This window comes from Mesorhizobium sp. M7A.F.Ca.CA.001.08.2.1 (assembly GCF_003998455.1).
In the GTDB taxonomy this organism is placed as follows: domain Bacteria; phylum Pseudomonadota; class Alphaproteobacteria; order Rhizobiales; family Rhizobiaceae; genus Mesorhizobium; species Mesorhizobium ciceri.
On record NZ_RZPW01000059.1, the window covers coordinates 1 to 14,435 of the forward strand.

A 14,435-nucleotide genomic window follows, 5' to 3' on the forward strand; every position below is an offset into this window, starting at 1 on the left:
ACAGAATCACATGCGATTCAAACACTTCAAGCCATTTTCCGGCGTCGCTTCTTCACGCTTGACCACAGCACGAAGCAAATGTGTGCGCACGCTAGCCCATGTGGGAGAAGGGAAGAACACTCAATGCCCCTCGAACCCGATCAGCGTCCGCACCGGCACGCCAAGCGCCTCCAGCTTGGCACGGCCGCCGAGGTCCGGCAGGTCGATGACGAAACAGGCGGCGAGGATGTCGGCACCTATCTGGCGCAGCAGCTTGACCGCCGCTTCAGCCGTGCCGCCGGTGGCGATCAGATCGTCGACCAGGATCACTTTCTCGCCCGGAGCAACACCGTCCTTGTGCATCTCCATTTCGTCCAGCCCGTATTCCAGGCTGTAGGCGACGCGCACCGTCTCGTAGGGCAGCTTGCCTTTCTTGCGGATCGGCACGAAACCGGCCGAGAGCTGATGGGCGACGGCGCCGCCAAGGATGAAGCCGCGCGCCTCAATGCCGGCGATCTTGTCGATCTTCTGGCCGGCATAGGGATGCACCAGTTCGTCGATGGCGCGGCGGAAGGCGCGCGCATTGCCAAGCAGCGTGGTGATGTCGCGAAACAGGATGCCGGGCTTGGGATAGTCCGGAATGGTGCGGATCGCGGCAAGCAGCGTGTCTTCGAGCGAGGATTTCATGGGTCGAGATTACCTGAAACGGAGATTGTTGCGCGACAATTGTTCGATCGAGCTGCAGCCCATCAGCTTCATGCCGCGTTCGATCTCGACCCGCATCTGTTCGAGCGCCCGTTCCACGCCGGGCTGGCCGGCCGCCGCGAGCGGAAACAGATAGTAGCGTCCGACGCCGACGGCCTTGGCGCCGAGCGACAGCGCTTTCAGCACGTGTGTGCCGCGCTGCACGCCGCCATCCATGATGACGTCGATCCTGTCGCCAACGGCATCGACGATCTCGGCAAGCTGGTCGAACGCCGCCCGTGAGCCATCCAACTGCCGCCCGCCATGGTTCGACAGCACGATGCCGCTGCAGCCGATGTCGACAGCGCGTTTGGCATCCTCCACCGACATGACGCCCTTGAGGCAGAACGGACCCGACCAGAGCTTGACCATCTCGGCGACGTCGTCCCATGTCATCGACGGATCGAGCATCTCGGTGAAGTAACGGCTGATCGACATCGTGCCGCCGCCCATGTCGACATGCTCGTCGAGCTGCGGCAGCTTGAAGCCCTCATGGGTGAAATAGTTGATCGCCCAGGCCGGCTTGAGCGCGAACTGCGCCATTCCGGTAAGGTTGAGCTTGAAGGGAATGGCAAAGCCGGTTCGTTTGTCGCGCTCGCGGTTTCCCCCGGTGATGCTGTCGACGGTCAGCATCATCACCTCGACCCCGACCGCCTTTGCCCGCTGCATCATCGCCCGGTTAAGACCGCGATCCCGGTGGAAATAGAACTGGTAGACTTGCGGGCCGCTGCTGATGCTGCGCGCCTCCTCGAGGCTGACAGTGCCCAGCGACGACACGCCGAACATCGTGCCGTATTTGGCGGCGGCCTTGGCGACCGCGCGCTCGCCCTGGTGATGGAACAGGCGCTGCAAGGCGGTCGGCGAGCAATAGAACGGCATCGCCAGCTTCTGGCCCATGACCGTCACCGACATGTCGACCTCGCTCACCCCGCGCAGCACGTTGGGAACGAGGTCGCAGGTCTCGAAGCTTTCGGTGTTGCGGCGATAGGTGACCTCGTCGTCCGCCGCGCCGTCGATGTAGTTGAAGATCGGTCCCGGCAGCCGCTGCTGCGCCATGCGGCGGAAATCGGAAAAGTTGTGACAGTCGCTGAGCCGCATCATCGAATTCCAAAGGCCATGGCGGGACAAGTTTCTCGCCACCGTTCGATGCATCGAATATCAACCTGTTGTCGGCGTGCCAACGGACTATTTTTCGAACCGCCCTTCGGACATGGCCATGAGCAAAAAAGGGACGCCGAAGCGCCCCTTTCTGGTCTGATCCGATTGACGAAGATTACATGCCGAGATCCGAACGAAGCTCGGCCCTGGCCACTTCATATTCGGCCTTAAAGTCGTCCCGGTTGAGCAGGACCGCGGCGATGACGCTGCCGGAAATCCTGCCCATCTCGACGTCGGACGCATAGTGGATGCCGCCGACCTCGCGGTTGTGGGCGTATTCGGCCGCACGCGCCATGATCTCGGCGCGCTTTTCCGGAACCATATCGGACAGGATGATGCCCATCATGGTGCCGACGGTGGCGTGGCCGGACGGCCAGGAACCCGAACTCGACAGCTTGACCGCCGGCTTGACGAGGTCGCTGAGCTGGTGCGGACGCGGGCGCTTCCAGATATCCTTGGCCGGATCGACGACGGCGCCTTCGGTGGCCACGACGCGGTCGAAGAAGGCGCTGAATTTGGGCAGCGTTTCCTTGTTGAATTTCGGCCCCATGACGTTGGCGAAGCGCCAGACATTCTCGTCGGCATCGGCGACGGCGCTGGCTACCATCTCGGGCGTGCGTGTCACCTGCAGCATCAGCACCTCGCCGAGTTCGGCCTTGGTCTGCGCCGAATCGTTTGCCGGCGGCGGCGGCAGGATCATCGTCAGGTCGACATCCTTGTTGGTGACGAAAGGCTGGGCGTCTTCCGCTTGCGCGGCCGAGCCGACGATGAGCAGCAACAGGCCTGCCGCGAGCGATGCGTATCTTTTCATGGGTGCGATCCTTTGATGAGAGCAGCACAGGATCGCCGGATGCGGTGACGGCCATGTGACATGGCCGGCTTCTGGAAATGCAAAAGGGCGCCTCTCGGCGCCCTTCGTGATCACTTGATCGTGTGGCTTAATGCGCCACGCCTTCCCACACCTTGCGCTTGGTGAGATAGACCAGCGCGCCGAACAAAAGCAGGAACACCAGAACGCGAAAACCGGTCTTCTTGCGGTCTTCCATATGCGGCTCGGCCGCCCAGGCCAGAAAGGCGGAGACGTCGCGGGAATACTGGTCGATGGTCTGCGGCGCACCGTCATCATAGGTCACCTGGCCGTCGGAGAGCGGCTTGGGCATCTTCAGCGACACGCCGGACATGAAGTACGGATTGTAGTGGGTGCCTTCCGGGATCACCATGCCGGCAGGCGGCGTCTGGTCGTAGCCGGTCAGCAGCGAGTGGATATAGTCGGGGCCGCCCGCGTCGTACTGGGTGAAGATATCGAAGACGAACTGCGGAAAACCGCGTTCGACACCGCGAGCCTTGGCCAGCAGGGACATGTCTGGCGGAGCAGCACCGCCATTGGAGGCAGCGGCGGCTTCCTCATTGGCGAAGGGCGGCGGGAAGTGGTCGGACGGCTTGCCGGGACGGTCGAACATGTCGCCGGCATCGTTGGGACCGTCGTGGATGGTGTACTCGGCCGACAGCGTCTTGATCTGCGCATCGGAATAGCCGAGGTCCGACAGCGTGCGGAACGCCACCAGGTTCATCGAATGGCAGGCCGAGCAGACTTCCTTGTAGACCTTGAGGCCGCGCTGCAGCTGCGCCTTGTCATAGGTGCCGAATGGGCCGGTGAAACTCCAGTCCATTTCCTTCGGCTCGTCGATCGGGAAATGCGTCGGATTGGCCACATTGTGTGCCTCTTCGGCGGCGATCGCCCGAGTGCCCGCGGCCCCAGCGGCGACGGCCACAAGGCCGATCAGCGCCAGCGAGGTGAGAATCTTTTTCATGCCAAATCCCCTTAGATTCTCTACCCGCTCAGCCTTTGGTTTCCGGAGCCGCCGTAGCGCCCGCCGGATGTCCGCTGCCGCCCTTGTTCTTCTCGAGCACCGCCTCGGTGATCGAGTTCGGCAACCGTCGCGGCGTCTCAATCAGGCCGAGCACCGGCAGCGCGATCAGGAAGAAGGCGAAGTAGAACAATGTCGCCATCTGCGCCATGAACACATAGCTGCCTTCCGCCGGCTGCGAGCCCAGCCAGCCAAGCAGGATGGCATCGGCCACGAACAGCCAGAAGAACAGCTTGTACCAGGGCCGGTAAACAGCCGAGCGCACCTTCGAAGTGTCGAGCCACGGCACCAGGAACAACATGACGATGGCGCCGAACATGCATAGCACGCCGCCGAGCTTGGAGTTGATCGGCCCGACATTGAAGGTGATGGCGCGCAGGATCGCGTAGAACGGCAGGAAGTACCATTCGGGCACGATGTGGGCCGGCGTCTTCAGCGGGTTGGCGACGATGTAGTTGTCGGGATGACCGAGATAGTTCGGCAGGTAGAAGACGAAATAGGCGAAGAAGAACAGGAACACAATCATGCCGAACGCGTCCTTGATGGTCGCGTAGGGGGTGAAGGCCACGGTGTCGGTCTTCGACTTGACCTCGATGCCCGTCGGGTTCGACTGGCCGACTACATGCAGCGCCCAGATGTGCAGCACGACAACGCCGGCGATCATGAACGGCAACAGATAGTGCAGCGCAAAGAAACGGTTCAGCGTCGGGTTGTCGACGGCAAAGCCGCCGAGCAGCAGCTGCTGGATCCAGTCGCCGACCAGCGGAATGGCGCTGAAGAAGCCGGTGATGACGGTGGCGCCCCAGAAGCTCATCTGGCCCCATGGCAGCACGTAGCCCATGAAGCCGGTCGCCATCATCAGGAGATAGATGATGCAGCCGAGGATCCACAGCAGTTCGCGCGGCGCCTTGTAGGAGCCGTAATAGAGGCCACGGAAGATGTGGATGTAGACGGCGACGAAGAAGAACGAGGCGCCGTTCGAATGCATGTAGCGCAGCAGCCAGCCCGAATTCACGTCGCGCATGATCTTCTCGACCGAGCCGAAGGCCAGATTGGTGTCGGCCGTGTAATGCATGGCCAGCACGATGCCGGTCAGGATCTGCGCCACCAGCATGATCGACAGGATGCCGCCAAAGGTCCATGCATAGTTGAGGTTGCGCGGCACCGGATAGGCAACGAAGCTGTCATAGACCAGCCGCGGCAGCGGCATGCGGGCGTCGAACCAGCGTCCGAGACCGGTTTTGGGCGTATAGGTCGAGTGTCCCTCGCTCATCGAAATATCCCCCTGCCTCAACCGATAAGGATCTTGGTATCGGAAATGAACTTGAATACCGGAACCGCCATGTTCTCCGGCGCCGGGCCTTTGCGGATGCGGCCGGCGGTGTCGTATTGCGAACCGTGGCACGGGCAGAACCAGCCGCCGAAATCGCCTTCCTGGCCAAGCGGAATGCAGCCGAGATGCGTGCAGACCTGAACCATCACCATCCAGGCTTCCTTGCCGGGCGTGGTGCGATTGGCGTCGGTCGCCGGTGCGTCGGCCGGGAGATTGGCGTTGCGGGCGATCGGATCCTTGAGATCGGCCAGCTTGACCGCCTCGCCGTCCTTCATTTCCTGTTCGGTGCGGTTGCGGACCACGACCGGCTTGCCGCGCCATTTGACGATCAGCGACATGCCCGGCGTCAGCGAGGCGACGTCGACTTCGACCGAGGCGAGCGCCAGCGTCGAGGCGTCAGGGCGCATCTGGTCGATGAACGGCCACGCGAAAGCACCCGCGCCGACCACTGCGGCCATGCCGGTGGCGACGTAGAGAAAATCACGACGGTTGGGATCCTGGGTGTCGGTTGCGCTCACGGGTGCCTGATCCTTTCGCCTCTTCCGTGCCGGTGGTTGAGCCTTGTTCCCCGCTCAATTACGCCAACCCGACAGCGCATGGCGAACAGGCTTGCGAATTCCTCCGGCATTTGGACTTCGGTTTATGCGTGAAGCCCGTTTTTGTCCAGACGGGTGAAGGCACAAGGGCAGATTGTCGCGGGGACAAAATCCGCCGCCGGTCAACACGACGCCGGATAGCCGCCAACCATCACTAAACAACCGGGAAACAACCGCAAATCCGACGCCCTTGTTCGGCTCGACACAAGGCCCCAGCCGGGTCTATCCTTGTCATCATGGCACACGTCATAGACCGCGACACCTGGGCCGTTCGCTCGGACCATTGGAAGGGCGAGTTGCAATGTGGCGCCTACGGCTCCAACTCCTGCCTGATCTTCAACTATCTGCCTGATGTCGGCGGCGGCCCGCGCCTGCACACACATCCCTACGCGGAGATCTTCATCATCCGCCAGGGCACCGGCCTGTTCACTGTCGGCGACCAGGAAATCGAGGCATCCGCCGGCCAGATCCTGATCGTGCCACCCAATACGCCGCACAAATTCACCAATCTCGGCCCAGGCCCACTGGAAACGACCGACATCCACGAGAACGGCAGCTTCATCACCGAATGGCTGGAGTGATCCCTATTTCGCGCCGAGCCTGGCCAGCACCGCTTTCGGGATGTTGTATTCACGAATGACGGCATCGTGCTTGCGCAAGCCGCACAGCTCGCGCTGGATGAAATAGCCATGCACCGCCTCGGCGGCATCCTTGAGCAGAAGGGGGCGCAGTTGCTCGTCGGCATTGTCGCGCAGCCTGGCCAGCGTTTCCTCTACCCGCTGGCCGGCGCGGCCGAGTGCTGCCGCCTTTTCCGCCAATATTTCATGGCCGAGCGCGTCGAAGGCGGCTTCGGCGGCCGAGGCGCCGGCAAGATGAGATGGCGGACGCAAGGACATTTCAGCCTCCTTTCCCGAAAACCATGCGGTGTGTGACGAACTCTTCGCCTGCTACGCGCTGAAAGCCAAGCCGTTCATAGAAACCGAAGGCTTCTTGCGGCGCGCGGGTGTTCAGCATGGCGAAATGGTGACGTGCCCTGTCGACAACGGTTTCGACCAGCATCCGGCCAAGGCCGGCGCGACGGTGGCGCGCGCTCACAAACAGGTGCCGGACCCGGCCGTGGCCCCTGCCCTCGAAATAGGGATCGATGTTCAACCCGCACACGCCGGCGAGTTCCCTTCCATACCATGCTCCGTACAGCGCCTCCCCCCGTTTCAGGAACTTGTTGCGGCCACTTGCCCAGCCATCCGCAAGGCGTACCAGCATCCAGTAGCCTTCCAGCCGGCTCTCTTCCTTCAGCGTGTCGAAGGCCGGCATGGTCGGCCGGAGCCGCTTGAGCACGTAGCCGACCTCTGGGATGGCGCCTGTCGATCCACCCATGGAGCTACTCCGCCGGGCGCGTCTCTTCGAGCACGCTGTCCTCGTGATAGAGAAAACCGCCGGACTGCCGCTTCCACAGCCGCGCATAGAGCCCGTCGAGCGCCACCAATTGGTCATGCGTGCCTTGCTCGACAATGCGGCCGCCGTCGAGCACCACCAGACGATCGAGTGCTGCGATCGTCGACAGCCGGTGGGCGATGGCGATGACCGTCTTGTTTTCCATCAGCCGCGTCAGATTCTCCTGGATCGCCGCCTCGATGTCGGAATCGAGTGCCGAGGTCGCCTCATCGAGAATCAGGATCGGCGCATCCTTGAGGAAGACGCGGGCGATCGCCACGCGCTGGCGCTGGCCTCCCGACAGCTTGACGCCGCGCTCGCCGACAAACGCCTCGTAGCCGGCGCGGTCCCTGTTGTCGCGCAAGGTCAGGATGAACTCGTGCGCCTCGGCCTTTTTCGCCGCCGCGATCACCTCCGCATCGGTCGCGTCAGGCATGCCGAGCTTGATGTTGTCGCGCAGCGAACGGTGGAACAGCGCCGTGTCCTGGCTGACGACGCCGATATTGGCGCGCAGCGAATTCTGCGTAACTTTGGCGACATCCTGGCCATCGATGGTGATCGACCCGCTCTCGAGATCGTAGAGGCGCAGGATCAGATTGGCGAGGGTCGTCTTGCCGGCGCCGGACGGTCCGACCAGCCCGACCTTCTCGCCTGGCCTGACGACAAGGTCGATGCCGTTCAGCACGCCGAAACCTTTGCCGTAGTGGAACTCGACGTTCTTCACCGCGATACGGCCGCCTGCCACGACGAGTTCCTTGGCGTCGGGCGCATCGGTGAGGCCGAGCGGCTGCGAAATCAGCGCCTTGGAGTTCTCCAGCACGCCGAGGTTTCGCAAGATGCTGTTGAGCTGCATCATCAGCCGGCCGAGCAGCATGTTGAGCCGCAGCACCAGCGACAGGGTGAAGGCGACCGCGCCGACGGTGATCGAGCCCTCGACCCAGAGATAGACGGCAAAGCAGCCGATCGCCGTGATCATGATGCCTGACAGCGTGGTCAGCGCCATGCGCACGCCGGTCAGCCGGCGGGTGAACGGGCGCAATGCGTCGAGATAGATGTCGAAACCGTTCCTGATGTAGCGGTCGTCGCCATCGGCCGAGAACAGTTTCAGCGTCTGCACGTTGGAATAGGAATCGACGATGCGGCCGGTGATCATCGAGCCGGCCTCGGCTGTTTCCTCGGCATGCTTGCGGATTGCCGGCAAATAGAGCTTGGCCAGCCAGCCGAAGGCGGAAATCCAGATCACCACCAGAACCGCCAGCCTGAGATCGAGGCCTGCGACCAGCGCCAGCGTCGTCACCGTGTAGACGATCATAAACCAGACGACCTCGATGAAGCTTTCCATCAAGTCGCCGGTCGCCTGGCCCGCCTGCCAGACCTTTGTCGCGATGCGGCCGGCGAAATCGTTCTGGAAAAAGGCGTAGGACTGGCGCGAGACATGCCGGTGCGCCTGCCAGCGCACCAGATTGTAGAAGCCCGGCGTGATCGTCTGTTCGTCGACCAGCGCCGACAGGCCGACGACGACGGTGCGGATGACCAGCACCACCACGGCCATGAAAACCAGTTCAGGGCCGGCGGCGGCCCACAGTGCGTGCCAGCTGCGCTCGGCGGGAAGCTGGTCGAGAATATCGACCAGCCGCCCGACGAAGTAGAACAGGCCGGCCTCGACCAGTGGCGCGATGCCGCCGATGACCAGCATGGCGAAGAAGGCGAACTTCGCCTGGCCGACATAGTGCCAGAGAAAGCCGCCGACACTGATCGGTGGCCGAAGATTCGCCGGCTCCCTGAACGGATAGACCCAGTTCTCGAACCAGCGATAGACGGCTGTCATCATGCGGCGGCCATCATTCTGCGGCTTGCCTCTTTGCAAGTGCGTCGTTGGCGGCGTCGGCGGGACCGTCCTCAAGCAGGAACCCGCCCGACTGGCGCTGCCAGAGCTGCGCGTAGAGCCCGCCCTTGGCGACGAGTTCTTCGTGCGAACCTTCCTCGATGACACGGCCCTTGTCCATCACCACCAGCCTGTCCATCGCCGCGATGGTCGACAGCCGGTGCGCGATGGCGATGACGGTCTTGCCTTGCATGAGCTTGTAGAGATTCTCCTGGATCGCCGCCTCGGCTTCGGAATCAAGCGCCGAGGTCGCTTCGTCAAGGATAAGTATAGGTGCGTCCTTCAACATAACGCGAGCAATGGCGACGCGTTGCCGCTGGCCACCGGACAATTTGACGCCGCGGTCACCGACATGGGCGTCGAAGCCCTTGCGGCCGCTGGCATCCGAAAGCCCCGATATGAAGTCCAGCGCCTCGGCGCGCCGCGCCGCCTCGACAAGCATCTCGTCGGTTGCATCGGGCCGGCCATAAAGGATGTTCTCGCGCACCGAACGATGCAGCAGCGAGGTGTCCTGCGTGACCATGCCGATCTGCGCACGAAGCGAATCCTGCTTCACAGCGGCGATTTCCTGGCCATCGACCAATATCTGCCCGGCTTCGAGGTCGTAGAAGCGCAGCAACAGGTTGACCAGCGTCGACTTGCCTGCGCCGGAACGGCCGACGATGCCGACCTTCTCGCCCGGCTTCACCGCCAGCGACAGGCCCTCGATCACACCCTTCTGCTTGCCGTAGTGGAAGCGGATGTCCTCGAAGCGGATCTCCCCCCTGGAGACGCTGATCTCCTTCGCGTCCGGCCTGTCCTCGACAAGGCGCGGCAGCGAGATCGAGGCGATACCGTCCTGCACCGTGCCGATGTTCTCGAACAGGCCCGACATTTCCCACATGATCCATTGCGACATGCCCCACAACCTGAGCACAAGGCCGATGACCACGGCGACCGCGCCGATCGTCACTGCTTGCCCCAGCCACAGCCACAGCGCCATCGCGGTCACCGAGAACAAGAGCAGCGCGTTCAGTATGTAGAGCGAGCCGAAAAGCACTGTCACCAGGCGCATCGACCGGTAGACCGTTTCGAGAAAGCCGGACATACCGTCTTTGGCGAATGACGCTTCGCGGCGTGCATGGCTGAACAGCTTGACCGTCTGGATGTTTGAGTAGCTGTCGACGACCCGGCCCGTCATGATCGAGCGCGCATTGGCCTGTTCCTCGCCGACCTTGCCCAGCCGGGGAATGAAAAACCGCAGCAAAAGGATATAGCCGACCAGCCAGACGCCGAGCGGCGCGGCCAGCCGCCAGTCGGCCGAGCCGACGATGAGCAGCATGCCGAGGAAGTAGACGATAACGTAATTCAGGACGTCGATCACCTTGATGACGCATTCGCGCACGGCGAGGGCCGTCTGCATCAGCTTGGTCGCGATGCGGCCGGCGAACTCGTCCTGGTAGAAACTCATCGACTGCTTGAGCAGATAGCGGTGCACCTGCCAGCGGATGCGCATGGGATAGTTGCCCATCAGCGTTTGCTGGTTGAGCAGCGAATGCAGCCATACCGTGCCCGGCAGTGCGAACAGCACGATGAAGGCCATGCCGGCAAGCTTCCAGGCTTCCGTCTGCAGGAAGGTTTCGCGATTCTGCCCCGACAGCCAGTCGACGATGCGGCCGAGGAAGCCGAACATCCACACTTCCGCGATCGCGATGGCCGTCACCAGCACTGCGTCGAAAAGGATATAGGGCCAGGCGCCGCGCGTATAATGCACGCAGAAGGCAACCAGCGTCTTGGGCGGCTCGACCGGTTCCGCCGCGGGGAACGGATCGAGCCTTTTTTCAAACCAGCTAAACAACAACATAGGTCATGCCTGTGAAATGTGTTTGCCGCTTACGCGGCACGTGAGCGTACGAAGTCCCCGGAACCCATGGCGTCGAGTGCCGACGGTCCGGAATCACCCGGACCGTCGGCAATGCTTCGCGCAATATAGGGGCTCGCGGGCTTTTCGCCGACAGCTGCGCCAGACGATCCTGACGACACGGTGCCGCCAGCCCGGTTTTTCGCGCCAGGCCGGATCAGCCGGATGATCCGGCGCACCAGCGACGGCCGCCCGGGATCGGGAACCGCGCGCGAAAAATCGACATCCGGCAGCATGCCGCGATGCGGCCGGCGGCGAACCTCGGCGTGAACCGCCGACGAATAGGTGTCGCCGATCAGCAGCGCCCAGGTCGGCAGTCGGTGGATATGCAGGCTCCTCGAGCCCGGTATTCTGTAGGGATCGAACATCGGTCCGTCCTCCGTGTGAAAATCGAGATAAAAAGGCGAAGCAATATCGTCCGCCGGCATTCGCCCGGAGGCACGCATTGCATCGGTCCGGACATGACGAGTGTCGGTCCGGACAGCTTCAGTTGGGGCGTTCAGCCCTTTTGACTTTTTGAAAAACATCGCAGGATTCCTTCGAGTGCCGAAAAATCGTTTCGGCGGGAATCGGTGCGATCAAGTCTTAGAGAGTCAGGAGAATCGTCGTACCGAAACCGCCGGCAGGCAGGTAAGCCCACGAGAGGGGCGCTGGATGTGCATGGTCATCATGAATTACCCCTCCATCGGTTCGGGTTGACAATGCTGGTTGTATACCCGACTTCGCAGAAAATGGCCACCCGCAGGTCCAGCAATTTCCAAAACCGCCAAGCCGCTGTGGCCGATCCGCCACTTATTAGAAGGACGCGGAAATGAACCGTCGTCTCCGCATCGCGCTCTACCAGCCTGACATTGCCGGCAACACCGGAACAATCCTGCGCTTCGCCGCGTGCCTCGGACTTGGCGTCGACATCATCGAACCGGCCGGATTTCCGCTCTCCGACAAGGCGCTCAAGCGAGCCGGCATGGACTATCTCGAAATGGCTGCCCTGACCCGGCATGTCGACTGGCACGCCTTCGAGGAATGGCGCAAGGCTGGTTCGCACCGGCTGGTGCTGCTGTCGACCAAAGCCACGACGGCCTACACCAGCTTCAGCTTCGCGGACAATGACGTCCTCCTGTTCGGCCGCGAATCCGCAGGCGTGCCGGATCCTGTCCATCAGGCGGCGGATGCGCGCCTGACCATCCCCATGCAGGGTACGGCGCGCAGCATCAACGTGGCGCTCTCCGTCGCCATGGTGGTGGGCGAAGCCATCCGGCAACTCGGATAACGGCACTCCGTCTCCCGACATCTCGACCCAGGCGCACATCGCCTTCTCCTTCGTTTGCACATCCAGGGTTTCTTCGCTACAAGCTCAACTTAACTTGAGGTCAAGCAGAAAAATCGGGACGGAAAATCAGACATGGCGCCTGTAACGGAATTAACGGTTGGCCAGGTGGCCATGCGCAGCGGGGTGGCGGTGTCGGCGCTGCATTTCTACGAGGCCCGCGGCTTGATCCGCAGCCACCGCACGTCGGGCAACCAGCGCCGCTACGGCCGCGACGTGCTGCGGCGCGTGGCGATCATCAAGGTCGCACAGGAGGTCGGCATCTCGCTGGCCGAAATCGGTGCCGCACTTGAATCACTGCCCGAAAGCCGCACGCCGACGCGCGACGACTGGAACCTTTTGTCGACCGCCTGGCGCGACGGGCTCGATCACAAGATCGCCCAGTTGAAGAAACTGCGCGACGGGCTGACCGACTGCATCGGCTGCGGCTGCATGTCGATCGACAAATGCCCGCTGCGCAACAAGGGTGACCGGCTGGCACGCGAGGGAACGGGGGCAAGGAGGCTGGTCGCTCTTCCTTCTCCCCGTTCACGGGGAGAAGGTGCCTGAACGCAGTGAAGGCGGATGAGGGGCGGCGCCAGCATTGAGAGGTTCGCGCCGCCCCTCAACCTGCCTGCCGGCACCCTCTCCCCGTAAACGGGGCGACGAAGTCCTAGTCGGCCGCAGGCAACCGCCTGATGGTGAACTCGATCAGGTCGCCCGGCCGCTCGAACCAGCTTTCGATCTCGGTCCAGTAGGCCTGCTTGGGAAAGCGCTCGAACCATTCCTTGGCCTTGAGCCGGGCATCGGAGCGTGGCAGCACGAAGGTCTCGCGCAGGAAACCGTCGCGCGGCATACGCACGCGCTCGGCACGGCTTTGGTCGAGCCTTTTCTTTAGGCCATCCAGCGGCGGTCTTGCCGGGGTGCGCACGAAACAACTCCTGCACCGTAATGACACTTGACCCTGTCCCCTAAGAGATTAGGGATCGCGCCGGCAAAAGACGAGTCATTTGTGGGACTCGCCGCCCCAACCGGAGACGGCATTTGGAACGACCAGAAATACCGGCGGGCCTGCCCGCCGACATCGAACAGAAGAAGATGAAGGCGCGCCTCTGGTTCGAGGCGCTGCGCGAACGCATCTGCGCCACCTTCGAGCAGATCGAGCAGGATCTTGGCGGGCCGCTGGCCTCGTGGTCGCCCGGCCGCTTCGAAAAGACGCCATGGGAACGTGACGAGGGGCGCGGCGGCGGCGGCACCATGTCGATGATGCACGGTCGCGTCTTCGAAAAGGTCGGCGTCCACACATCGACCGTCCATGGCGAGTTCTCACCCGAATTCAGGAAGCAGATGCCCGGTGCCGAGGAAGACCCGCGCTTCTGGGCATCCGGCATTTCGCTGATCGCGCACCCATGGAATCCCAACGTTCCGGCCGTGCACATGAACACGCGCATGGTGGTCACATCCAGCCAATGGTTCGGCGGCGGTGCCGATCTGACACCGGTGCTCGATCGCCGCCGCACCCAGGACGACCCCGACACGGTCGCCTTCCATCGCGCCATGCAATTCGCTTGCGAGAAGAATGTCGCGGTGGCCGATTACCCAAAATTCAAGGCCTGGTGCGACGAGTACTTCTATCTGTCGCACCGCAACGAGCCGCGCGGCACCGGTGGCATCTTCTTCGACTGGCTGCATTCGGGTGAGGACAAGGGCGGCTGGAATGCCGATTTCAACTTCGTCCAGGATGTCGGCCGCGCTTTTCTCGTCGTCTACGGCCACCTTGTGCGCGCCAACTTCAACGAGAACTGGACCGATGGCGACCGTGACGAACAGCTCATCCGCCGCGGCCGCTACGTCGAATTCAATCTGCTTCACGATCGCGGCACCATATTCGGACTGAAGACCGGCGGCAATGTCGCCGCCATCCTCTCCAGCCTGCCGCCCGAGGTCCGCTGGCCGTAACAAAATGGTGAGCCCGGCGTGAGCCGCATTGATGTCCCATTCGCTCGAAATGGGCATGGAATGTGGCACACGATGCGGCGGAAAATTTCTTTTTCGTCTAATAGGCTCTTGAAAAGACTGGTCTATTTGTGGCGTGGGGTCGGGAAGCGCCGGCGGTTCGCCTGCGCGCAATTTCAGGAAAGTGCGAAACGGCTTTCCGACCGGAATTGCGTCAAGACAAAGCGAGCCGCGACCCGACGCGACCGGACGGCCCAAGACGACGCGGGACATCTT

The 14,435-nt window shown here is 62.5% G+C and carries 16 protein-coding genes; 4 read left to right on the forward strand and 12 right to left on the reverse strand.

Annotated features, from left to right (window positions below):
- Window positions 1-120 precede the first annotated feature (120 nt).
- From EN914_RS06040 to petA, 6 genes are all read right to left on the reverse strand, one after another.
- Window positions 121-666 carry an adenine phosphoribosyltransferase gene (locus EN914_RS06040; protein ID WP_013529989.1) on the reverse strand — a complete coding sequence of 182 codons (546 nt, stop codon included), beginning with the start codon at window positions 664-666 and terminating at the stop codon, window positions 121-123.
- A 9-nt stretch (window positions 667-675) separates the two neighbouring features.
- Window positions 676-1,821, reverse strand: a complete 1,146-nt coding sequence (locus EN914_RS06045) for an alpha-hydroxy acid oxidase (protein ID WP_024504555.1) — start codon at window positions 1,819-1,821, stop codon at window positions 676-678.
- A 175-nt stretch (window positions 1,822-1,996) separates the two neighbouring features.
- Window positions 1,997-2,692 (reverse strand): phosphatase PAP2 family protein, encoded by a 696-nt coding sequence (locus tag EN914_RS06050; RefSeq protein WP_013529987.1) that lies wholly within the window; start codon window positions 2,690-2,692, stop codon window positions 1,997-1,999.
- A gap of 127 nt (window positions 2,693-2,819) precedes the next feature.
- A complete protein-coding gene (locus EN914_RS06055; protein WP_013529986.1) occupies window positions 2,820-3,692 on the reverse strand; it encodes a cytochrome c1 in 873 nt (290 codons plus the stop codon).
- 28 nt (window positions 3,693-3,720) lie between these two features.
- Window positions 3,721-5,022 (reverse strand): cytochrome b N-terminal domain-containing protein, encoded by a 1,302-nt coding sequence (locus tag EN914_RS06060; RefSeq protein ID WP_013529985.1) that lies wholly within the window; start codon window positions 5,020-5,022, stop codon window positions 3,721-3,723.
- 17 nt (window positions 5,023-5,039) lie between these two features.
- Window positions 5,040-5,600, reverse strand: coding sequence for a ubiquinol-cytochrome c reductase iron-sulfur subunit (gene petA, locus EN914_RS06065; protein ID WP_013529984.1), 561 nt, complete (start codon window positions 5,598-5,600; stop codon window positions 5,040-5,042).
- Window positions 5,601-5,914: 314 nt separating this feature from the next.
- On the opposite strand from petA, the gene EN914_RS06070 reads away from it, so the two are divergent.
- Window positions 5,915-6,259: a cupin domain-containing protein gene (locus EN914_RS06070; RefSeq protein ID WP_013529983.1), complete on the forward strand. Its 345-nt coding sequence runs from the start codon at window positions 5,915-5,917 to the stop codon at window positions 6,257-6,259.
- Window positions 6,260-6,262: 3 nt separating this feature from the next.
- Here EN914_RS06070 and EN914_RS06075 read toward each other — a convergent pair whose 3' ends face one another.
- Genes EN914_RS06075 through EN914_RS06095 form a run of 5 tightly spaced genes read right to left on the reverse strand, consistent with a single transcriptional unit; the run spans window position 6,263 to window position 11,265 of the window.
- Window positions 6,263-6,574 (reverse strand): DUF6665 family protein, encoded by a 312-nt coding sequence (locus EN914_RS06075; protein ID WP_013529982.1) that lies wholly within the window; start codon window positions 6,572-6,574, stop codon window positions 6,263-6,265.
- Window position 6,575: 1 nt separating this feature from the next.
- On the reverse strand, window positions 6,576-7,055 hold the full coding sequence (locus EN914_RS06080) for a GNAT family N-acetyltransferase (protein ID WP_013529981.1): 480 nt from the start codon (window positions 7,053-7,055) through the stop codon (window positions 6,576-6,578).
- 4 nt (window positions 7,056-7,059) lie between these two features.
- Window positions 7,060-8,943 carry an ABC transporter ATP-binding protein gene (locus EN914_RS06085; RefSeq protein ID WP_032808649.1) on the reverse strand — a complete coding sequence of 628 codons (1,884 nt, stop codon included), beginning with the start codon at window positions 8,941-8,943 and terminating at the stop codon, window positions 7,060-7,062.
- Between the two features lie 10 nt (window positions 8,944-8,953).
- Window positions 8,954-10,840, reverse strand: a complete 1,887-nt coding sequence (locus tag EN914_RS06090) for an ABC transporter ATP-binding protein (RefSeq protein ID WP_013529979.1) — start codon at window positions 10,838-10,840, stop codon at window positions 8,954-8,956.
- A 29-nt stretch (window positions 10,841-10,869) separates the two neighbouring features.
- Window positions 10,870-11,265, reverse strand: coding sequence for a hypothetical protein (locus EN914_RS06095; protein WP_013529978.1), 396 nt, complete (start codon window positions 11,263-11,265; stop codon window positions 10,870-10,872).
- A gap of 443 nt (window positions 11,266-11,708) precedes the next feature.
- Between EN914_RS06095 and EN914_RS06100 the strand changes: the two genes are divergently transcribed.
- Entirely contained in the window at window positions 11,709-12,167 is a 459-nt protein-coding gene (locus EN914_RS06100; protein ID WP_024504550.1) for a tRNA (cytidine(34)-2'-O)-methyltransferase, read from the forward strand.
- Between the two features lie 132 nt (window positions 12,168-12,299).
- Window positions 12,300-12,773, forward strand: coding sequence for a redox-sensitive transcriptional activator SoxR (gene soxR, locus EN914_RS06105; protein WP_013529976.1), 474 nt, complete (start codon window positions 12,300-12,302; stop codon window positions 12,771-12,773).
- Between the two features lie 103 nt (window positions 12,774-12,876).
- Here soxR and EN914_RS06110 read toward each other — a convergent pair whose 3' ends face one another.
- On the reverse strand, window positions 12,877-13,134 hold the full coding sequence (locus EN914_RS06110) for a hypothetical protein (RefSeq protein WP_013529975.1): 258 nt from the start codon (window positions 13,132-13,134) through the stop codon (window positions 12,877-12,879).
- 113 nt (window positions 13,135-13,247) lie between these two features.
- Between EN914_RS06110 and hemF the strand changes: the two genes are divergently transcribed.
- A complete protein-coding gene (gene hemF, locus EN914_RS06115) occupies window positions 13,248-14,162 on the forward strand; it encodes an oxygen-dependent coproporphyrinogen oxidase (RefSeq protein ID WP_024504549.1) in 915 nt (304 codons plus the stop codon).
- The last annotated feature ends 273 nt before the right edge of the window (window positions 14,163-14,435 follow it).

Excerpts from the sequence above, each read along its gene's own strand:
- EN914_RS06100 (WP_024504550.1), top strand. The coding sequence starts at position 11,709 with ATGAACCGTCGTCTCCGCATCGCGCTCTACCAGCCTGACATTGCCGGC.
- EN914_RS06040 (WP_013529989.1), bottom strand. The coding sequence starts at position 666 with ATGAAATCCTCGCTCGAAGACACGCTGCTTGCCGCGATCCGCACCATT.
- EN914_RS06080 (WP_013529981.1), bottom strand. The coding sequence starts at position 7,055 with ATGGGTGGATCGACAGGCGCCATCCCAGAGGTCGGCTACGTGCTCAAG.
- EN914_RS06060 (WP_013529985.1), bottom strand. The coding sequence starts at position 5,022 with ATGAGCGAGGGACACTCGACCTATACGCCCAAAACCGGTCTCGGACGC.
- EN914_RS06090 (WP_013529979.1), bottom strand. The coding sequence starts at position 10,840 with ATGTTGTTGTTTAGCTGGTTTGAAAAAAGGCTCGATCCGTTCCCCGCG.
- EN914_RS06095 (WP_013529978.1), bottom strand. The coding sequence starts at position 11,265 with ATGTTCGATCCCTACAGAATACCGGGCTCGAGGAGCCTGCATATCCAC.
- EN914_RS06070 (WP_013529983.1), top strand. The coding sequence starts at position 5,915 with ATGGCACACGTCATAGACCGCGACACCTGGGCCGTTCGCTCGGACCAT.
- EN914_RS06085 (WP_032808649.1), bottom strand. The coding sequence starts at position 8,943 with ATGATGACAGCCGTCTATCGCTGGTTCGAGAACTGGGTCTATCCGTTC.
- EN914_RS06075 (WP_013529982.1), bottom strand. The coding sequence starts at position 6,574 with ATGTCCTTGCGTCCGCCATCTCATCTTGCCGGCGCCTCGGCCGCCGAA.
- EN914_RS06055 (WP_013529986.1), bottom strand. The coding sequence starts at position 3,692 with ATGAAAAAGATTCTCACCTCGCTGGCGCTGATCGGCCTTGTGGCCGTC.
- EN914_RS06045 (WP_024504555.1), bottom strand. The coding sequence starts at position 1,821 with ATGCGGCTCAGCGACTGTCACAACTTTTCCGATTTCCGCCGCATGGCG.
- EN914_RS06050 (WP_013529987.1), bottom strand. The coding sequence starts at position 2,692 with ATGAAAAGATACGCATCGCTCGCGGCAGGCCTGTTGCTGCTCATCGTC.
- soxR (WP_013529976.1), top strand. The coding sequence starts at position 12,300 with ATGGCGCCTGTAACGGAATTAACGGTTGGCCAGGTGGCCATGCGCAGC.